General features: G+C 46.2%; 18 protein-coding genes and 1 other annotated feature. Of the genes, 1 reads left to right on the plus strand and 17 read right to left on the minus strand.

The genetic code is table 11. From position 1 onward, the window contains the following. The 16 genes from Q1A40_RS00220 to Q1A40_RS00295 all read right to left on the minus strand — a co-directional run bounded on the left by Q1A40_RS00220 (position 1) and on the right by Q1A40_RS00295 (position 16,109). Positions 1-1,446, minus strand: a complete 1,446-nt coding sequence (locus Q1A40_RS00220) for a protein adenylyltransferase SelO (RefSeq protein ID WP_299996227.1) — start codon at positions 1,444-1,446, stop codon at positions 1-3. 146 nt (positions 1,447-1,592) lie between these two features. Continuing rightward, positions 1,593-2,318 carry a hypothetical protein gene (locus tag Q1A40_RS00225; RefSeq protein ID WP_299996229.1) on the minus strand — a complete coding sequence of 242 codons (726 nt, stop codon included), beginning with the start codon at positions 2,316-2,318 and terminating at the stop codon, positions 1,593-1,595. Positions 2,319-2,905: 587 nt separating this feature from the next. Next, complete coding sequence (locus tag Q1A40_RS00230; RefSeq protein ID WP_299996232.1) at positions 2,906-3,370, minus strand: NlpC/P60 family protein; 465 nt, start codon at positions 3,368-3,370, stop codon at positions 2,906-2,908. 59 nt (positions 3,371-3,429) lie between these two features. Next, positions 3,430-4,176 (minus strand): vitamin B12 ABC transporter ATP-binding protein BtuD, encoded by a 747-nt coding sequence (gene btuD / locus Q1A40_RS00235; protein ID WP_299996234.1) that lies wholly within the window; start codon positions 4,174-4,176, stop codon positions 3,430-3,432. A gap of 1 nt (position 4,177) precedes the next feature. Further along, entirely contained in the window at positions 4,178-4,729 is a 552-nt protein-coding gene (locus tag Q1A40_RS00240; protein ID WP_299996236.1) for a glutathione peroxidase, read from the minus strand. 19 nt (positions 4,730-4,748) lie between these two features. Beyond that, positions 4,749-5,729, minus strand: coding sequence for a vitamin B12 ABC transporter permease BtuC (gene btuC, locus Q1A40_RS00245; protein WP_299996238.1), 981 nt, complete (start codon positions 5,727-5,729; stop codon positions 4,749-4,751). Between the two features lie 109 nt (positions 5,730-5,838). Further along, complete coding sequence (ihfA, locus tag Q1A40_RS00250) at positions 5,839-6,138, minus strand: integration host factor subunit alpha (protein WP_211991189.1); 300 nt, start codon at positions 6,136-6,138, stop codon at positions 5,839-5,841. 4 nt (positions 6,139-6,142) lie between these two features. Then, entirely contained in the window at positions 6,143-8,530 is a 2,388-nt protein-coding gene (gene pheT / locus Q1A40_RS00255; protein ID WP_299996245.1) for a phenylalanine--tRNA ligase subunit beta, read from the minus strand. A gap of 14 nt (positions 8,531-8,544) precedes the next feature. Then, positions 8,545-9,528 carry a phenylalanine--tRNA ligase subunit alpha gene (gene pheS / locus Q1A40_RS00260; protein ID WP_299996248.1) on the minus strand — a complete coding sequence of 328 codons (984 nt, stop codon included), beginning with the start codon at positions 9,526-9,528 and terminating at the stop codon, positions 8,545-8,547. Positions 9,529-9,587: 59 nt separating this feature from the next. Beyond that, positions 9,588-9,711, minus strand: a sequence feature (Phe leader region). After that, entirely contained in the window at positions 9,662-9,706 is a 45-nt protein-coding gene (pheM, locus tag Q1A40_RS00265) for a pheST operon leader peptide PheM (protein WP_152562850.1), read from the minus strand. (Overlaps the previous feature by 45 nt.) 87 nt (positions 9,712-9,798) lie before the next feature. Then, positions 9,799-10,155, minus strand: a complete 357-nt coding sequence (gene rplT / locus Q1A40_RS00270; RefSeq protein WP_299996250.1) for a 50S ribosomal protein L20 — start codon at positions 10,153-10,155, stop codon at positions 9,799-9,801. A 44-nt stretch (positions 10,156-10,199) separates the two neighbouring features. Further along, positions 10,200-10,397, minus strand: a complete 198-nt coding sequence (gene rpmI / locus Q1A40_RS00275) for a 50S ribosomal protein L35 (RefSeq protein WP_081137701.1) — start codon at positions 10,395-10,397, stop codon at positions 10,200-10,202. Positions 10,398-10,490: 93 nt separating this feature from the next. Continuing rightward, positions 10,491-11,033, minus strand: a complete 543-nt coding sequence (gene infC / locus Q1A40_RS00280; RefSeq protein WP_259048205.1) for a translation initiation factor IF-3 — start codon at positions 11,031-11,033, stop codon at positions 10,491-10,493. 3 nt (positions 11,034-11,036) lie between these two features. Further along, entirely contained in the window at positions 11,037-12,965 is a 1,929-nt protein-coding gene (gene thrS, locus Q1A40_RS00285; protein WP_299996256.1) for a threonine--tRNA ligase, read from the minus strand. A gap of 1,738 nt (positions 12,966-14,703) precedes the next feature. Continuing rightward, a complete protein-coding gene (locus Q1A40_RS00290) occupies positions 14,704-14,937 on the minus strand; it encodes a hypothetical protein (protein ID WP_299996259.1) in 234 nt (77 codons plus the stop codon). Positions 14,938-15,350: 413 nt separating this feature from the next. Continuing rightward, positions 15,351-16,109 carry a DUF481 domain-containing protein gene (locus Q1A40_RS00295; RefSeq protein WP_299996261.1) on the minus strand — a complete coding sequence of 253 codons (759 nt, stop codon included), beginning with the start codon at positions 16,107-16,109 and terminating at the stop codon, positions 15,351-15,353. Positions 16,110-16,558: 449 nt separating this feature from the next. Between Q1A40_RS00295 and Q1A40_RS00300 the strand changes: the two genes are divergently transcribed. After that, positions 16,559-17,419, plus strand: a complete 861-nt coding sequence (locus Q1A40_RS00300; protein ID WP_299996263.1) for a fructosamine kinase family protein — start codon at positions 16,559-16,561, stop codon at positions 17,417-17,419. A 3-nt stretch (positions 17,420-17,422) separates the two neighbouring features. Here Q1A40_RS00300 and Q1A40_RS00305 read toward each other — a convergent pair whose 3' ends face one another. Then, entirely contained in the window at positions 17,423-17,959 is a 537-nt protein-coding gene (locus Q1A40_RS00305) for a YniB family protein (protein WP_299996266.1), read from the minus strand. Positions 17,960-18,102 lie beyond the last annotated feature (143 nt).

The following is an 18,102-nucleotide window of genomic DNA, read 5'->3' on the forward strand; positions in this document are numbered from 1 at the left end:
TTAGCTGGAACAGCTTACCTCCAGCCGTTTGCCCCAGTCAGGTGGTCTTTGTGTAAAGTCATCATCTCTGTCGGCAAACGGCTGACTTAACGCCTGGTGCAGGGCAGCAAGTTCATCGACACTTCCCTGTTCTGCGGCACTGATAGCCCGCTGCGCTAACCAATTCCTCAGTACTAATGCAGGATTGACCGCTTTCATCGCCTGTTGTCTTGTTGCATCGTCGATTTGCTCATCCCGCAACCGTGTCCGATAATCTGCAAACCACCGGTCAAACGCCTCCCGGTCGATAAACTCATCGCGCAATGCCAAATGAGCACTCATCTGTTCGGTCGCGCTCAGCATCCGGAAGGTTCGGGTATAGTCACTGCCCTCTTTCGTCATCAGAGCCAGCAGGCCACTCAGGAGCTGATTATCTTCTTTCTGAGCAGTGAACAGCCCCAGTTTAGCGCGCATCTGTTCACCAAATGCCTGCATCAACCGCGGCTGATACTCTTCCAGCAACAAATTAAGCCTGTCGGCGGTGATAAGCATTGAAAGCGACTGAGCCAGGCGCTGCAAATTCCATAAGCCTACCGCTGGCTGATTATCGAATGCATAACGTCCCTGGTAATCCGAATGATTACAAATATAGCCAGGCTGATAATCATCGAGAAAACCATAGGGACCATAATCCATCGTCAAACCTAACACCGACATATTATCCGTATTCATCACCCCATGAGCAAAACCTACCGTCTGCCAGTGAGCCATCAGTGTTGCAGTCCGTCTGACGATATCACTGAACCAATGTTCATAACGGTCTTTCTCACCCTGCAAATGCGGCCAATGATGAGCTATCGCATAATCAGCAAGCTGACGCACTTTTAGCGGCTCACGGCGATAGTAATAATGCTCAAAGTGCCCGAAACGGAGATGGCTCTCGGCAATACGTAACAACATCGCTCCCTGTTCGGTGGTTTCACGCTGTACAGGAGTGTCACTGGTGACAATCGTCAGGGCGCGCGTAGTGGGGATAGCCAAGGCATGCATCGCTTCACTGGCAAGAAATTCACGAATAGTGGAACGCAGTACTGCCCGCCCATCCCCCATACGCGAATAAGGTGTGAGTCCGGCACCTTTAAGATGCCAGTCCATTTTGCGTCCATCCGCGAGCTGCTGCTCCCCCAGCAACATCCCGCGGCCATCCCCCAGCTGACCGGCCCAGCTGCCAAATTGATGCCCACTATAAACCTGAGCCACAGGCTCCATGCCAGGCAATAAGACTTCCCCACTCCACAATGCGGAAGAGGACTCATCAAAGCACGAGCGCTCAAGGCCTAATTCTTGTGCCAGCGAGGCACTGTGATAAAGCAGACGTGCATTTTTTAATGGCGCAGGTGTTACCGCACTATAAAAATCTGGCAGTTCATCGTGCCAGCTATTTTTAAACGTGATGATATTTGTCATAAGTCCTCCATAGCACAGTGTACCCTCGGACAGTGTATATCCCCTAAATAATGTGCGTTGCTTGTAGGCGCATCTCACACACGCAATACCCAGGTAACTTGAAGTATGACGGGTATAAATACAGCCACAAAATAAGGATATTATTGCTATGAATGTTCAGAAGTATTGAACAAGGCTGATATGTTTTCGGCAGCAATATCCGGCCACAGGTTTCCTCTCACAGCCTCAAAATTTAGACTCTTAACTTGATGATATAATTTCATATCATCAATACCTGATACCATAAGGGCCTCACAAAAAGGGGCTATCTGACGAATAATCGCATTAGCAAAAGGAACAAAAGAAGGTCGATTAACCTGATGATGAATAAATTCCTGACTGAGGAAAATATGTCTGAATAATCTGTCGAAAATAGCCCGATTAGAACTTTGTCCCGCCCCTAAATTAGCCAGAGCAAGAGGAAACTTTTCTGCCAGCCAGATAAGTCGGAGATTGTTACGCCCGTAAACTATGCCGGGAAAATCCTCATCAATCATCAATGTCAAAAAGGATAAGTTCTGTAATCGTGTTATCCATTCTGTATTCTGCATCATCTCCGTAAGAATAATATCATTGATACTTATCCAAATGGTTATCTGCCAGGATTCAACTAACGGCTTAACATTTTCGAGTAATAATATTTTTTCGTTAAATAATGCCATCTGTTGATTCACATCAAGATGGGCAGCTCGCCATGCGGGATATAAATATTCGGAGGAATCATTGGCGACCAGACGGGTCATAATTTCCATTCCTAACAGTCGGTTATCAAACCGATAAGCAGGTTTAAAGTAGTGGTGAGCAGAGCCCATATCACCAGACAAATTATTCATTTCCCAAACCTTGCGTAGGGTTATCGAAATAGCATCATAAAAGTGCTCACCCGGGAGTAATGGAATAAGAGTGAACGCAGTCAGCGCCAGATAATGTTTTAAAACGGCTATACTCTAAATAATTCGAGTTTTCGGTAAACGCCAAGTTCAGGCAGACACTAATCAGAGACAGATACTATGATTCGAGGTCTACATCATTACCGCGTCCAGACAACCTGAAGTATTACGGATAAATTTAAGCAACAGATAAGGCAATACCTGGCTGAATACCTATTTCAGTCAATTTCACTTAGATGTTACTTAATAATAGCGGGCTTAGGAAGAGATATACAATATCAATTATTCACAGAGAATAAAGCATGATCATTTTCTGTACATTTATACCGATGATTGGAAATAATTTTCTTACGCTATCTCAAATAATTCGAGTTGTAGGACAAAACGTTAACCTGTCAGGGCAAGAAGTATTTGTGTGTCGGGGCACACGGCAAGTGAGAGGATGCCGATAAACTCACGAGGGTAAGTCAGTCAGGTGAATGAATGCAGCCAGCGCTCATATAAATTGAAGAATAACGATTATAAAATCGTTAAATCCGTCGTGCCTGCCAGAACTTTTTCTTCCAGTAAACGTTATCGAGTGAAGAACGAATCACCCCCCGACTAGTAGAAGCATGAATGAACTGATTATCAGTATCATAAATCCCCACATGCAGACCGTTCTCACCTGAGCCCGTAATAAAAAAAACCAAATCACCCGGTAACAGTTCGGTTTTATCGATACGGGTCCCCACTTTGGCTTGCTGACTGGTCATTCTGGGTAACTGCAAAGCGAATTTGTCGCGATAAGTCGTGAGTACGAAGCCCGAACAATCAATACCCCGTCGGCTCATACCACCATAAGCATAAGGCGTGCCTTGCCAGCTCTGGAGCTGCTCATTGAGATAGGCAATCACTGTTATTGAGTCAGAGAGCCGTGTATTCGGCACAGGGGCACGGTGGCTGCTACAGCCAGCCAGAATGATGCACAGTATTGCAATCAGCCACAAACGCATTCTATAACCTTATCAGTTCCGGTGAAAACTCGCTGACATAACGAATCTCATCGATATCGTTATGCTGAATGGATAAGCATCCTGTGTCCTTCAACAGATAATAACCTGAATGACATATTATAGGCATTATCCAGATATCGGGGGGATAAAACCTCAGTACTCGCTCCTTGTGCCAGTAATTCTCCGGCACGTAATAACCACACCCGGTCTGCATAACGCAGGCTATGGTTCAAATCATGGCTACTCATAACAATAGCGATACCGGATGCGCTGAACGCCTGCAGCAAGTTATCCAGAGCTGCCTGTTGTGCAACGTCCAGGCTACTCATGGGTTCATCCAGTAGCAACAACTGACCTGTGGTATTGATTTGCGGATCTATCTGCATAAACACAGCGGCCAGACGGACACGCTGCCATTCTCCGCCAGATAGCTGATTCACAGGCTTTGTCAGTTTAGCCGTCAGAGAGAGCGCATCTGCTAACGTCATCATCACCGCATCGGCTCCCGGGGCCGATTGATGCAACTGTAAATAGTGCCAGACTGGCATAGCAAAAGGAGGCGTCTGATGCTGAGGCAGCCAGGCGCGATGACGGGATAATTGGGTCGCACTCCAATCTGTAAGTGGCCGATTGTTCAGAAAAATATCGCCGGAACCCTCACTCATTCCAGCCATCCTGGCTAACAGAGTACTTTTCCCGGCACCGTTGGGTCCTACAAGGTGGATAATTTCGCCCGCGTTCACCTCTGCACTGACAGGCATCAGTCTTCCGCTAACCGCGACATTCCGCACTTGCAGGACGGCCATTCTATGATTCCAGAGCCTGATTAATCGCCTGAATAAGAACAGGATCCTCAGGCGTCATATCCGGTGAAAAACGTTGAATAACCTCACCGTTACGAGAAATGAGGAATTTTTCAAAGTTCCACAAAATATCACCTGGATTTTTCGGCGCACGACCTTTACTACTCATGCGCTCGAAGAAAACACTGCCTTCAGGTGCAACAGCGACAGGCTGAGCAGTCGTCAGTTGTTGATATAATGGGTGACGCCCCTCACCATTCACTTCAATTTTGCTGAACATCGGGAAAGTGATGCCGTAAGTGGTGCTACAGAAGGTTTTGATCTCTTCCTCGCCCAAAGGTTCTTGTCCAAGGAATTGATTACAAGGGAAACCCAGTATCGCAAAACCTCTCTCACCATAGGTTTCCTGAAGCACTTCGAGCTGAGCGTACTGCGGCGTTAAACCACATTGCGAGGCCACATTCACAACCAACAACACTTTGCCCTGCCAGGGTGCAAGCGTCGTGACTTCACCGTCAATCGTTTTTACTTCATTGTTTAAAATGCTCTGTGACATCACGTTTATCCTCAGTAAGTTAACGTCCGACCTTCAATAGTAACCAGATAAAGACTGGCGCCCCCAGGCTTGCCGTTACAACACCAATCGGTAATTCAGCGGACTGGAGAGCCAGACGCGCCACAATATCGGCACCACCTAAGGCACTTGCCCCGGCCAGTGCACTGGCCGGTAACAGTACACGGTGATCGCTGAGTCCCATAATACGCAGCAAGTGCGGTATCACAAGGCCAATAAAGCTGATAGCTCCCGCCAGGGCAACACTAACCCCAACCATCCAGCCGGTTACAATAACCAGAATATTGCGCCATAACCAGACAGACAAGCCCAACTGGCGGGCAGAGTGCTCCCCTAGAGTCATCATATTCAACGGTTTATGCTGAAAACATAACCAGATAATCACCGGCAAAAGCGTCACCATCAGCCACCACTGTCGCCAGTCTACCCCACCAAATCCCCCCATCATCCAATACATTAACTGACGTAAATCGAGACTTGAACTGAAATAGACCGCCCAGGTCATCAGCGCGCTGCAGATCATACCCAGCGCCACTCCCGCCAGTAACAGGCGACTGGTTGACAGATGACGACGGGCAAAGCGTAATAAAATTATCGTGACAATAAAGGCACCGGCAATCGCACATAACCCCATAGCCCAGCCAGGTAACACCCCCTGCCCTAATAGCAAGCCGCCTATCAATGCCACACCGGCACCACTCGATACACCCAGTAAGCCGGGTTCCGCCAGCGGATTTTCAAACAATGCTTGCATCAGGGTTCCGGACAGCGCCAATGCAGCCCCGACCAGTAATACAGCCAGAGTACGCGGGAAACGAATTTGCCAAATAAAAAGATGTCCCTCAGCACTCCACCAGCGACTCGGTGGTATCCAGATATCTCCGGCACATAAACTGAGCATCAGAATACTAAACAGGATAAGCGCCAGAGCGACAATCCAGCGAAGCTCAATACGACGTTGTCGCGCGACAAAAGTAAGCATCAGGCCTGAAGTGTCCTTATAGGGGAAGATAGGATGATTTTACGGAATATTTGGCGGCAGGAACAAGCAAAGAAAAAGGCCGCAGATGCGGCCTTTTTATTACGCGAGGTTACTCATCTTTCGGCGACGCATTCTCAACCCGACTTTTCAGTTTCTGACCAGGACGGAAAGTCACCACACGGCGAGCCGTAATGGGGATATCCTCTCCAGTCTTCGGGTTACGCCCAGGGCGTTGATTTTTGTCGCGCAGGTCAAAGTTACCAAAACCCGAGAGTTTCACCTGCTCACCATTTTCTAAAGAACGACGTATCTCTTCAAAAAACAGTTCAACCAACTCTTTAGCATCTCGTTTGCTAAGACCAAGCTTATCAAACAGATATTCTGACATTTCAGCTTTTGTAAGCGCCATACGTTCAATCCCTCAATGAGGCCTGGAATCGCTCTTTTAATGCTGCGACGCATTTCGCAACGGTAGCAGCAATCTCATCTTCCTCGAGTGTACGACCTGAATCCTGAAGGATAAGGCTTATGGCCAGGCTCTTATAACCATCGGTTACGCCCTTACCACGGTACACGTCAAATAAGTTTACGCCAACTATATGATTTACGCCAACTTTCTTACATTCAACTAAAACATCTGCTGCAGGCACGTTTTCTGCCACAACAACAGCAATGTCACGACGGTTTGCCGGGAAGCGAGAAACCTCTTGCGCGTCAGGAATGACGCGGTCTGCAAGCTTATCCCACAATACTTCGAACACCACAGTACGACCATTCAAGTCCAGTTTACGCTCAAGTTCCGGATGAACAACACCAATATATCCAATATATTCATCTGCTAAAAACAGTCCTGCACTTTGCCCTGGATGAAGAGCAGGATTATTCTGAACCCGGAATTCGACATCGTCCAGTTTGCCAGTCAGTGAAAGCACAGACTCTAAATCGCCCTTCAGATCGAAGAAATCAACTGTTCTGCGTTCCAAATCCCAGTGCTCTTCATAGTGATTACCACAAATTGCACCAGCCAGCATAACATCCTGACGAATACCTAAATTGGCCTGTGTATCAGGTACAAACCGTAACCCAGACTCAAAAATACGTACACGACTTTGTTGGCGATTTTGGTTATAGACCACAGTATTGAGTAATCCGGTTAGCAAGGATAAGCGCATTGCAGACATATCACTGGCGATTGGATTAGGCAAAATCAGGTGTTCTTCACCTGGGTGTAACCATTGTTGCGTCTTAGGATCGACAAAGCTGTAAGTGATAACTTCCTGATAGCCTTTGTCCACAAGCATCGTTTTCACACGCTTAAGAGACAAATCTGCTTCACGATGGGTCCCCATGATAAGGCTCGCCTGAATCGGCAAATCAGGGATGTTATCGTAACCGTAGACACGGGCGACTTCTTCCACCAAGTCCTCTTCAATCGCCATATCAAAACGCCAGCTTGGCGCGACAGCGGTCCACAACTCTTCACCCACCGTTACTTCGCAACCGAGACGACGCAGGATATCCGTCACGTTATCATCAACGATATGATAACCAATCAGACGGTCAAGCTTATTGCGACGTAAGGTAATGGTTGCAGGAACAGGCAGGCTGTCTTGATGGCTGGCATCAGTCACAGGACCGACCTGACCGCCACAAATATCAACCAACAGACGCGTCGCACGCTCCATAGCCTGATATTGAATAGCAGAGTCAACGCCACGTTCATAACGATGTGAAGCATCAGTATGTAAGCCATGGCGGCGGGCACGACCGGTGATTGAAAGTGGACTGAAGAACGCACATTCCAGCAGCACATCACGGGTTTCACCATTCACACCAGAATGTTCACCACCAAAGATCCCCGCCATCGCCAACGCTTTGCTGTTATCAGCAATAACCAGCGTATCAGCGCTCAACTTCACTTCGTTGCCATCAAGCAGAACCAGCGCTTCGCCTTCTTCTGCCATACGCACCACAATGCCGCCATCGATACGGCTCAGATCAAAGGCGTGCATAGGCTGGCCGAGTTCGAGCAATACATAGTTAGTAATATCGACAACCGGATCAATGGAGCGAATACCGCACCGGCGCAGCTTTTCTTTCATCCATAACGGTGTACTGGCATTAACATTAATATTCTTAACCACACGGCCAAGATAGCGCGGGCAAGCGGCTGGCGCATCGACACGGATAGGCAGACTGTCATCAATATCAACATTCACAGCGGTGATTTCAGGCTGATTCAATGGCAACTGATTAAGAACCGCAACATCACGAGCGATACCAATGATGCCCAGGCAATCAGCGCGGTTTGGCGTTACGCTGATTTCAATCGTGTTATCATCAAGCTGCAGGAATTCGCGAATATCAACGCCTACTGGCGCATCAGCAGGCAGTTCAATAATACCGCTACTGTCATCGCTTATACCCAGTTCAGAGAAAGAACACAGCATACCTTCTGAAGGCTCACCACGTAATTTCGCTGCTTTAATTTTAAAATCACCAGGCAGTACAGCGCCGACAGTAGCCACAGCAACTTTCAATCCCTGGCGGCAATTTGGAGCACCGCAGACGATATCGAGCAGACGCTCACCGCCAACATTGATTTTGGTTACGCGCAGTTTGTCTGCATTAGGATGCTGTCCACACTCGACAACTTCGCCGACCACGACACCATGAAAAGCACCGGCAACAGCATCGACGCCATCAACTTCCAGGCCAGCCATGGTAATTTGATTGCTGAGTTCTTCGCTATTGTTGGCTGGATTTACCCATTCGCGTAACCAGAGTTCACTGAATTTCATTGGATATTCCGCCCTTATTTAAACTGTTTAAGAAAACGTAAGTCATTTTCGAAGAATGCTCGCAGATCGGTTACGCCGTAACGCAACATAGTCAAACGCTCCATACCCATACCGAAAGCAAAACCAGAGTAGACTTCCGGGTCTATACCGACATTGCGCAGCACATTGGGGTGCACCATACCGCAGCCCAGCACTTCCAGCCATTTGCCATTTTTACCCATCACGTCAACTTCTGCAGAAGGCTCAGTGAACGGGAAGTAAGATGGACGGAAACGGATCTGCAAATCTTCCTCAAAGAAGTTATTCAAGAATTCGTGCAAGGTCCCTTTCAGATTCGTGAAGTTAATGTTGGTATCAACAATTAACCCTTCCATCTGATGGAACATTGGGGTGTGAGTCTGATCGTAATCGTTACGGTAGACGCGACCCGGCGCGATAATACGAATAGGCGGCTGCTTATCTTTCATGGTACGGATTTGCACACCCGAAGTTTGAGTACGCAGTAAACGCGTTGCATCAAACCAGAACGTATCGTGATCGGCACGTGCCGGGTGATGGGCAGGAATATTCAGTGCATCAAAGTTATGGTAGTCATCTTCAATTTCCGGACCGGTAGCAACAGTAAAGCCTAGTTCGCCAAAAAAGCTTTCAATTCTGTCGATAGTACGGGTTACCGGGTGCAGACCACCATTTTCGATACGGCGTCCGGGCAAAGAGACATCGATAGTTTCTTGCGCCAGTCGGGCATTGAGCGCAGCACTTTCCAGAGTCGCTTTACGTGTGTTCAGCGCTTCCTGAACCTGCTCTTTTGCCTCATTAATTACCGCACCAGCCGCCGGGCGTTCTTCCGCTGGCAGTTCACGCAGGGTGGTCATCTGGAGGGTCAGGTGCCCTTTTTTCCCTAAATATTCGACGCGTACGGTATCTAACGCGGCAACATCCTGGGCATCGTTTATGGCTGCTTTGGCATTTGCAACCAGCTCTGCGAGATGTGGCATGGTATTCCTCATATACCGGCAAACTGCCGGATTAGTTAGTCTGACACGGAAACAAAACGCAAAAAAAAGCCTCCTAAAGGAGGCTTTCGGCGCTGTTTTTCGTTTCTTCTCTTACGCGCAAAGCCCCCTGAAATCAGGCGCTAAAGTAAAAAAAGAAACGGAAAATAGCAGCATACATGCTTGCGGTTACCTTATTTTAATTAAACCAGAATCAATATGCTTCTGAACCTGAAAATAAAAGAGGGAGCAATGCTCCCTCTGATAACGGGCTTACGCCAGAGCTACTTTCGCTTTCTCAACCAGTGCAGTAAATGCCACTTTGTCGAATACTGCGATATCAGCCAGGATCTTACGGTCGATTTCAACAGAGGCTTTTCTCAGGCCATTGATGAATTTGCTGTAAGAGATACCGTTCTGACGAGCTGCAGCGTTGATACGCGCAATCCACAGCTGGCGGAATTGACGTTTACGTTGACGACGGTCGCGGTAAGCATACTGACCAGCTTTGATAACAGCCTGGAAAGCAACACGGTAAACGCGTGAACGCGCACCATAGTAGCCTTTAGCTTGTTTGAGGATTTTTTTGTGACGAGCACGTGCGATTACACCACGTTTTACGCGAGCCATATTAGCTCTCCTGTTTTATATTCTGAAAAAAATTAAAAGTAAACTTATGCGTACGGCAGACAAGCGACAACCAGACCCAGATCCCCTTTGGAAACCAGACCTTTTGGACGCAGGTGACGTTTACGTTTAGTAGACTTCTTAGTCAGAATATGACGCAGGTTAGCGTGCTTGCGCTTAAAACCACCAGAAGCAGTCTTTTTGAAGCGCTTAGCGGCGCCGCGTACTGTTTTAATCTTTGGCATTTCAATTTCCACTTCGCATTGTTAAATAAACGAATCAGAAGGCGAACAAAAACTACGGGACTTACGCCCCGTAGAACATGTTACTTGATGGCCTTACTGTTTCTTCTTCGGAGCAAGCACCATGATCATCTGGCGGCCTTCGATCTTCGTAGGGAAGGACTCGACTACTGCCAGTTCACTCAGATCGTCACGGACGCGGTTAAGCACTTCCATGCCGATCTGTTGGTGTGCCATTTCACGTCCACGAAAACGCAGAGTGATTTTGGCTTTGTCTCCATCTTCCAGAAAGCGAACCAGGCTGCGGAGTTTTACCTGATAGTCGCCATCATCGGTGCCAGGACGAAACTTAATTTCTTTAACCTGGATGACTTTTTGTTTTTTCTTCTGTTCCTTAGAAGATTTACTTTTTTCGTAGAGGAACTTGCCGTAGTCCATTATACGGCAAACAGGCGGTTCAGCATTAGGGCTGATTTCAACTAAATCAGCGCCTGCTTCTTCGGCTTTTTCTAAAGCTTCATTAAGACTAACAATGCCAATCTGCTCGCCATCAAGGCCTGTCAGACGAACCTCAGTAGCACGAATTTCTCTATTTATGCGATTTGGACGCGCCGGTTGAACTCTTTTTCCGCCTTTAATACTTTATTCCTCCAGTTGATGTAGATTGCGACTGCGAATTTCGTTTTGCAGTTTCTCAATCAATTCGTTTACGTCAATACTTCCCAAGTCAACGCCACGGCGGGTACGTACGGCTACTTTACCGGACTCAACCTCTTTATCACCGCAGACTAACATGTAAGGGACACGACGCAACGTGTGTTCTCTGATTTTAAAGCCAATCTTCTCATTTCTCAAGTCTGCTTTTACACGAATGCCCGCATTTTGCAGTTTTCGCACTAATTCGCTGACATATTCAGACTGACTATCCGTGATATTCATCACAACAACTTGTACCGGAGCAAGCCAGGTTGGGAAGAAACCAGCAAACTCTTCGGTCAGAATACCGATGAAACGTTCCATTGAACCTAAAATCGCACGGTGAATCATCACCGGGACTAAACGCTCGTTACTTTCACCAATATATGATGCATTTAGGCGCGAAGGCAATGAGAAGTCAAGCTGAACCGTACCACACTGCCAGGCTCTGTCCAGGCAATCGTAGAGGGTAAACTCAATTTTCGGGCCATAAAACGCCCCTTCGCCCGGTTGGAGATCAAACGGGATCTGGTTTTCTTCAAGGGCTGCTGCCAAGTCTGCCTCAGCGCGATCCCACATTTCATCACTGCCGATACGTTTTTCTGGACGCGTTGACAGTTTCACCACGATCTTTTCAAAACCGAAAGTGCTGTACATATCATAGACCATACGAATACAGCTATTAACTTCATCGCGGACCTGATCTTCGGTACAGAAAACGTGAGCATCATCCTGAGTAAAGCCACGAACACGCATCAAGCCGTGCAGCGCACCTGATGGTTCGTTACGGTGGCAGCTACCAAACTCAGCCATACGCAGCGGCAAATCACGGTATGATTTCAGACCTTGGTTAAAGATCTGTACATGTCCCGGACAGTTCATTGGCTTAATGCAGTATTCACGGTTCTCTGATGAGGTGGTGAACATTGCATCTTTATAGTTGTCCCAGTGACCTGTTTTTTCCCACAGAACGCGGTCCATCATAAACGGACCCTTCACTTCCTGATACTGGTACTCTTTCAGTTTGGAACGAACAAACACTTCCAGCTCACGGAAAATCGTCCAGCCATCATTATGCCAGAACACCATGCCTGGCGCTTCTTCTTGCATATGATAGAGGTCAAGCTGCTTACCGATTTTACGGTGATCGCGCTTAGACGCTTCTTCCAGGCGTTTCAAATAGGCATTAAGTTGCTTTTTGTCCGCCCAGGCCGTGCCATAAACACGTTGCAGCATTTTATTGCTGCTATCGCCACGCCAGTAGGCTCCCGCGGTTTTCTGCAGTTTAAAATGGTGGCAGAAACGCATATTAGGCACATGCGGACCGCGGCACATATCAACGTATTCTTCATGATGATACAGACCCGGCTTATCATCATGGCTAATATTTTCATCAAGAATGGCAACTTTATAGTTTTCGCCGCGAGCAACAAAGGTATCTCTCGCTTCTTGCCAGCTCACTTTTTTCTTGATGACGTTGTAATCGGTTTCGGCAAGCTCATGCATCCGTTTTTCCAGACGCTCGAGATCTTCCTGAGTCAATGTATGGTCAAGGTCAACATCATAGTAGAAACCGTTGTCAATCACCGGACCAATCGCCATTTTGGTGTCCGGCCATAACTGCTTAATGGCGTGTCCCAACAAGTGAGCGCAAGAGTGACGAATGATTTCGATACCGGCTTCATCTTTGGCAGTAATAATCGCCAACTGGGCATCGTTTTCGATAAGGTCAGTCGCATCAACCAACTCACCGTCTACACGGCCAGCAATACAGGCCTTTGCCAGACCAGGACCGATATCCAGCGCGACATCTAATGGACTAACCGCTTGTTCGTAATGACGTTGACTACCATCAGGAAGTGTAATTACAGGCATTTAAAATCCTTACTTGCAGTGGTGACCCCCACGAAAGATCACATGCAAACTATAAATTTGTTTTATAACAGTTAATTATGAAACCATTTAACCAACAATCGCTAAATTGGTTCACAATTTTTGTACACAAATGCAAAACCGTTCGTTTCTTACTGCATTTGGCTTAGCTAATATTAGCACTAACGGTATAGGGAATGAACTTTTTCTACGCTCGTTGTCTTTCTGTTAATAATACCCAAGCATCAGCCTCTGTATGAATCGGCTACTGCGCTCTGCTGGCCGACAGGTGCACTACTCATTCGATATGGATATTTGAAGGCCTGAATAGCGAATATTGATACCGTAAACGCGCACAATGTTTCGAGGTAAATCGATGGAGCTAAAACGAAACTTGGTTTGATAAAAAATAGATCTGAATAAGCGTTTATCTACCCAAAATAATTCGAGTTGCTTGTAGGCACCCAGTTCAGCCCGTCGATGAGCATAGATAAACTCTGTGATTCGGCGGGCTGGACGCAGGTAACACCCAAGCAACTTGAAGTATGACGGGTATATTATCTCAGCTTTGATTACCGGGACGATAATAACGAATAATGGCCATTTTATGAGCGGACAGAGAATCAGTCTAATAAGAATATTCGACACTGTCAGAGCCAGGGTTTGACATGGATTAGTCTTAATTATGCTTGATTAAAGCAGTAATTAGCCTGTTCCCCATAAAGTCCTCACAGTTATAACATGAAATCAGGACTCAGCTAAAACAGGAGCCATTATGAAAAAATCTATATTCGTGGTTTTGGTGTTATGCGGGGCCATCTCTCTTTCCGGATGCCTTCACCATCCAGGAGGGCATGGCGGCGGGCATTATTCCCAGGGACCAGGTCATCGCTAATAGCATAAACTCACGCTAATCTAATATTATTGAGCTATCTTATAAGATGGTTCTGCTGTATCCATCTACGGAAAGCAAAGAGAGCATATACCTTTTGTCCCTCTGACACGAACATATCTCCCAAGGATGAGCTGAGTAAAAAATCTGCAGCTTATTTAGAATGAGGTAAAGTTCAATATTCCTTAATTCCCTGCCAATGGCTTAAGAGTCTGCGCTCTACCCTCTGAGCAAACAGCCCGGGCATCTTCTGTTAACTTACAAATACCAGTCCGTTTAAAGCCTGTCGCAGCAAAGCAGAAGGGTTAAGAAAAGGAATACTCTCCGCTGTAAATCCAATCATATCGCTACGCAGGCATCTGATATCGGGTTCCCGCTTATAGACCCAAGCGAGTCATTGCTCCGTGCCACAAATCAAGAGCCCAACCGCCAACCACACACCAGGCTCGTTGGGAAAAAAACCAATAATATAAAACAAACCACCCGATAATAACAAAGTGGGCGAGAGTATATGAAGTGCTATAATTTATTTGTAATCGAAAGGGTTAAAATACTTTACGGGCGTTCAGTTAAAATCAAATACACATGAACCCATCATCAAACAACTGAATGACGACAGTGTATTAATGAGTCACATTTATTATAACCATTGAACAGCCGATACGAGACTCATAACTGAGTCTCGTATCGGCGGCAGATGAGAAAACTCCGATGAGCTTGCGGGATGAACGAATGCAGTCAGCGTGTATACAACTTGAAGTATGGTGGATACAGAATATCTCACTGCACAGAACGCACTAGCTTGTATATGCTAGCGGATAAATCTATGCATGCACCATAGGATCAAAGTTACTCAGCGCATTCTCCCGGGACTGAGATCTGAGCATCAATGGCACTAATACGTTCCCGTAATGTCGGATTTTTGCGCGATAGCATATCGCAACCAACATTAACGATATTTACAAAATATGGGGTGGTTGATTTTTCAACTGCAACTACAGTGCTGGCTGGGCGTGCTGCAAATACACCGACAGAAAATGACAGCAACAGGCCAGATATCGCTATATTTTTTAGCGCTTTCATAATTTATCTCTTACTCAACAAACGAGTTATCTGAATACAGCGTAATTATAACCGGACAGCAGCGATTATTGATAGTCAGTAAATTTGTCAGATAAGCTCAAATTTACTGTGTTCGTTAATAAGATGTAAACAAAAAGAAGAAGAGGTTAAAAACAAGTAACCCTTACGAAGCGAAAATGAAAAAATAACTTAAGTTGGCTGACGGGAACATATAATAATAAAAGTAAACCGGACAAATGTCCGGCCCTGATTGCTGACAAAAAAGGAAAAACGTGGTTTTCCCTTCTTTGTGTTATCAGCCGAAAATCAATGAATTGATTTTCCTGTTTATTTTCGTAAATAAGCGCTGATAATCAGATATCACTTTAGCTTTGTCATCAGTCTCAGCCGGACAAATGTCCGGCCTTTCATGGCTAGAGCTTATAACCAAGGGTAATTTGGGTACGCTTATCAGTACGATTAGGTGCTGATGCTGGTGGCTCAGAGTTCCATGTTATGTAGTAACCGAGTTTCAAACCAAAATTCTCATTGATGGCAACATCAACCGAGGTTTCAGTATTGACGGTACTGTCTTCAGAACCAAAGAATGATACGCCCTGAGTGAACTTAGCGTTATCTGTGAACTGCCAGTTATAGATAGCTGACGCATAGCCTAAAGCCTGGGTTTTACTGCCGCCGTCAACATATTCGTCATAGCGCACACCAGGACCGGCTTCCAGACGCAGAAACTGTACCGGACCTGCAAATACCTGACGACCATAGCCTGCGGTAAAAATATCGCGGGCATGATAGCCATTATAACGATCGGTTAACCAGCTTACCTGACCAAAAACATAGTTACTGTCAGACAGATTATAACGACCACGACCACCGACAGAGTATTTTTCAGAAGAGCGTACATCATTAGATGACGTGTTACTGGCGCTGCCCCACAGTGACCATGCAGTTACCTGCTGGTACCAGGTCATATTGGTATTGGCAGTCAGCGAGGAACTTTTGGTGTTCCCTGACTGAGCAAGATAACCTGCATTAAGATTACCGCCAAAAGCTGACTTGGCTGTGGCAGGGTCATCCATGACAGTGAACACCGAGTCATCTGCCCAAACAGAATGACTTACGAACGATCCTCCAGCCAGGAGGAGTGCAACCGGTACTGTCTTTAAAAGCTTCATTTATTAATCCGTACAACACAAAAAAAGATAACCGCAAGAATTCGGCCTATTTCACAAGAGTCATAGGGTCTGACACCAGGAAGGGGATGAATTATAAAATAAGCCCCGTAAACTTAGCAATGAGATCTTAATAAGATCTTCTCGCCTGCACTATATTAAAAATCCTTTATATTCATAACGATACAAAAATAAGACCTTTCCACATAACAGTATAATACATAAGGTTTTAGCCTCCAGGACAGACCCGAAAACCTTTGCATATAAGACATATGAAAAGTAGGGCTTTATCCGCTAATGATTGAAAAACAGGCTATATTTGATGTGAAAAGACCATACTCACGAGAAGTTGTGTTGCTATAAAAATCCGGTAACTGTGCGTGATGTCGCGGTTAGTCACTATTAAGCGCGATAATCTATTGATAATCCGGTCATCCACAGAGGAATTCAATATGTGGCAAACTATTCGTCGTCTGTTAAGCGAACAGCTAGGTGAAGCCGAAGTCTCACCACCGAGACAAATTTTTGGTGGTCAGAGTCATCAAGCATGGCATATACATTACGGTCAACACGAAATTTTTGTCAAAAGTGATAATCAGGAGATGTTACCGTTATTTATTGCCGAGGCCGATCAACTGACGTTACTGGCACGTACCAATACGGTCAGAGTCCCTGCTGTTTGGGCAACAGGTTCAGACCGGGATAATAGTTTTCTGCTACTGGAATATCTCCCCACCCGACCTTTAAATTTTCACAATGCTTATTTGCTTGGACAGCATTTGGCGCGATTACACCAATGGAGCGATCAGCCTCAATTTGGCCTGGATTTCGATAATGCGCTGTCCACCACATTGCAACCCAATCTCTGGCAGCGTCGCTGGTCTACTTTTTTTGCTGAACAACGTATTGGCTGGCAGCTTGAAATCGCTGCAGAAAAAGGCATGGTATTCGGCGATATCGATACCATCGTCAATGCTGTACAACAGGCTCTTGCCACCCATCAACCGCAGCCTTCACTGTTACATGGTGATTTATGGGCGAATAACTGTGCTTTAGGACCTGATGGCCCCTTTATCTATGATCCCGCCTGTTACTGGGGGGACCGCGAGTGTGATTTGGCGATGTTGCCCTTACATCCTGAACAATCGTCGCATATTTATGATGGCTACCAGTCAGTTACACCGCTACCGTCTGGATTCATTGAACGACAACCGATTTACCAGCTGTATCCCCTGATAAATCGGGCTGTCGTGTTTGGCAGAGAGCATGTTCCGGTTGCGCAAAATGCACTGGAACAAGTGTTGTTCCGATAATGGCTAAATAAAGCCCAATAGCCGGAAAAACAAATATCCGGCAACCAGTACAATCACTGGCAGGATATACAGCGGGAAAATCTGAACCAGGAAAGAGTGATGAGGGACATTAATTCTGGCATCCAACTGCTGTTTGCTCAGTCCCTCTTCTCCTTTGGCTTGTTCGATAATCAACTGATCCTGAATGCTTTCGCGTACAAATTTTACCTGCCGTGACATTCTGGCGCCTGAATCTTTCAATGCCAGACCAATGAACATCAGTGCAAAAATCATCCAGAATGCAATATTTGTCTGTTGCAGAAAATCGGCCTGCGGTGAATTCTCCCAGAAAAAATTCAGGAAAGGCGTATTAAAACGCACCATATCGATCATGACATGAATAAAGTCCAGCATAACCGCGTTAATACCAGCTTGTTTTTCGCTGTACGTATACATAAATTTCAGTACAGAGATAAAAGTAGACAGTAGCGCCGGGATAAAAATCACCCAACCGACGATGCGTTTCAGTAAAGCAATACGTCCTGCCTGTTGATACGTCATACATTCTCCTTATTTAAGACGTAACATGTTGGCTAAAGTCTACCTGCATATCCTCTTTTCACCCAGACTTTACAGGTTAAATTCGCAAAAGTACCATTGTCCTGTATTGTCTGAGGTCAGAAAGTTAACCAATCAGTGATGAA

It is taken from the genome of uncultured Cedecea sp., from assembly GCF_947498825.1.
In the GTDB taxonomy this organism is placed as follows: Bacteria; Pseudomonadota; Gammaproteobacteria; order Enterobacterales; family Enterobacteriaceae; genus JGM124.

Bases quoted from the DNA above. Each gene is read 5' to 3' on its own strand.
- Q1A40_RS00220 (WP_299996227.1), bottom strand. From the start codon at position 1,446: ATGACAAATATCATCACGTTTAAAAATAGCTGGCACGATGAACTGCCA.
- Q1A40_RS00225 (WP_299996229.1), bottom strand. From the start codon at position 2,318: ATGAATAATTTGTCTGGTGATATGGGCTCTGCTCACCACTACTTTAAA.
- Q1A40_RS00230 (WP_299996232.1), bottom strand. From the start codon at position 3,370: ATGCGTTTGTGGCTGATTGCAATACTGTGCATCATTCTGGCTGGCTGT.
- btuD (WP_299996234.1), bottom strand. From the start codon at position 4,176: ATGGCCGTCCTGCAAGTGCGGAATGTCGCGGTTAGCGGAAGACTGATG.
- Q1A40_RS00240 (WP_299996236.1), bottom strand. From the start codon at position 4,729: ATGTCACAGAGCATTTTAAACAATGAAGTAAAAACGATTGACGGTGAA.
- btuC (WP_299996238.1), bottom strand. From the start codon at position 5,729: ATGCTTACTTTTGTCGCGCGACAACGTCGTATTGAGCTTCGCTGGATT.
- ihfA (WP_211991189.1), bottom strand. From the start codon at position 6,138: ATGGCGCTTACAAAAGCTGAAATGTCAGAATATCTGTTTGATAAGCTT.
- pheT (WP_299996245.1), bottom strand. From the start codon at position 8,530: ATGAAATTCAGTGAACTCTGGTTACGCGAATGGGTAAATCCAGCCAAC.
- pheS (WP_299996248.1), bottom strand. From the start codon at position 9,528: ATGCCACATCTCGCAGAGCTGGTTGCAAATGCCAAAGCAGCCATAAAC.
- rplT (WP_299996250.1), bottom strand. From the start codon at position 10,155: ATGGCTCGCGTAAAACGTGGTGTAATCGCACGTGCTCGTCACAAAAAA.
- rpmI (WP_081137701.1), bottom strand. From the start codon at position 10,397: ATGCCAAAGATTAAAACAGTACGCGGCGCCGCTAAGCGCTTCAAAAAG.
- thrS (WP_299996256.1), bottom strand. From the start codon at position 12,965: ATGCCTGTAATTACACTTCCTGATGGTAGTCAACGTCATTACGAACAA.
- Q1A40_RS00290 (WP_299996259.1), bottom strand. From the start codon at position 14,937: ATGAAAGCGCTAAAAAATATAGCGATATCTGGCCTGTTGCTGTCATTT.
- Q1A40_RS00295 (WP_299996261.1), bottom strand. From the start codon at position 16,109: ATGAAGCTTTTAAAGACAGTACCGGTTGCACTCCTCCTGGCTGGAGGA.
- Q1A40_RS00300 (WP_299996263.1), top strand. From the start codon at position 16,559: ATGTGGCAAACTATTCGTCGTCTGTTAAGCGAACAGCTAGGTGAAGCC.
- Q1A40_RS00305 (WP_299996266.1), bottom strand. From the start codon at position 17,959: ATGACGTATCAACAGGCAGGACGTATTGCTTTACTGAAACGCATCGTC.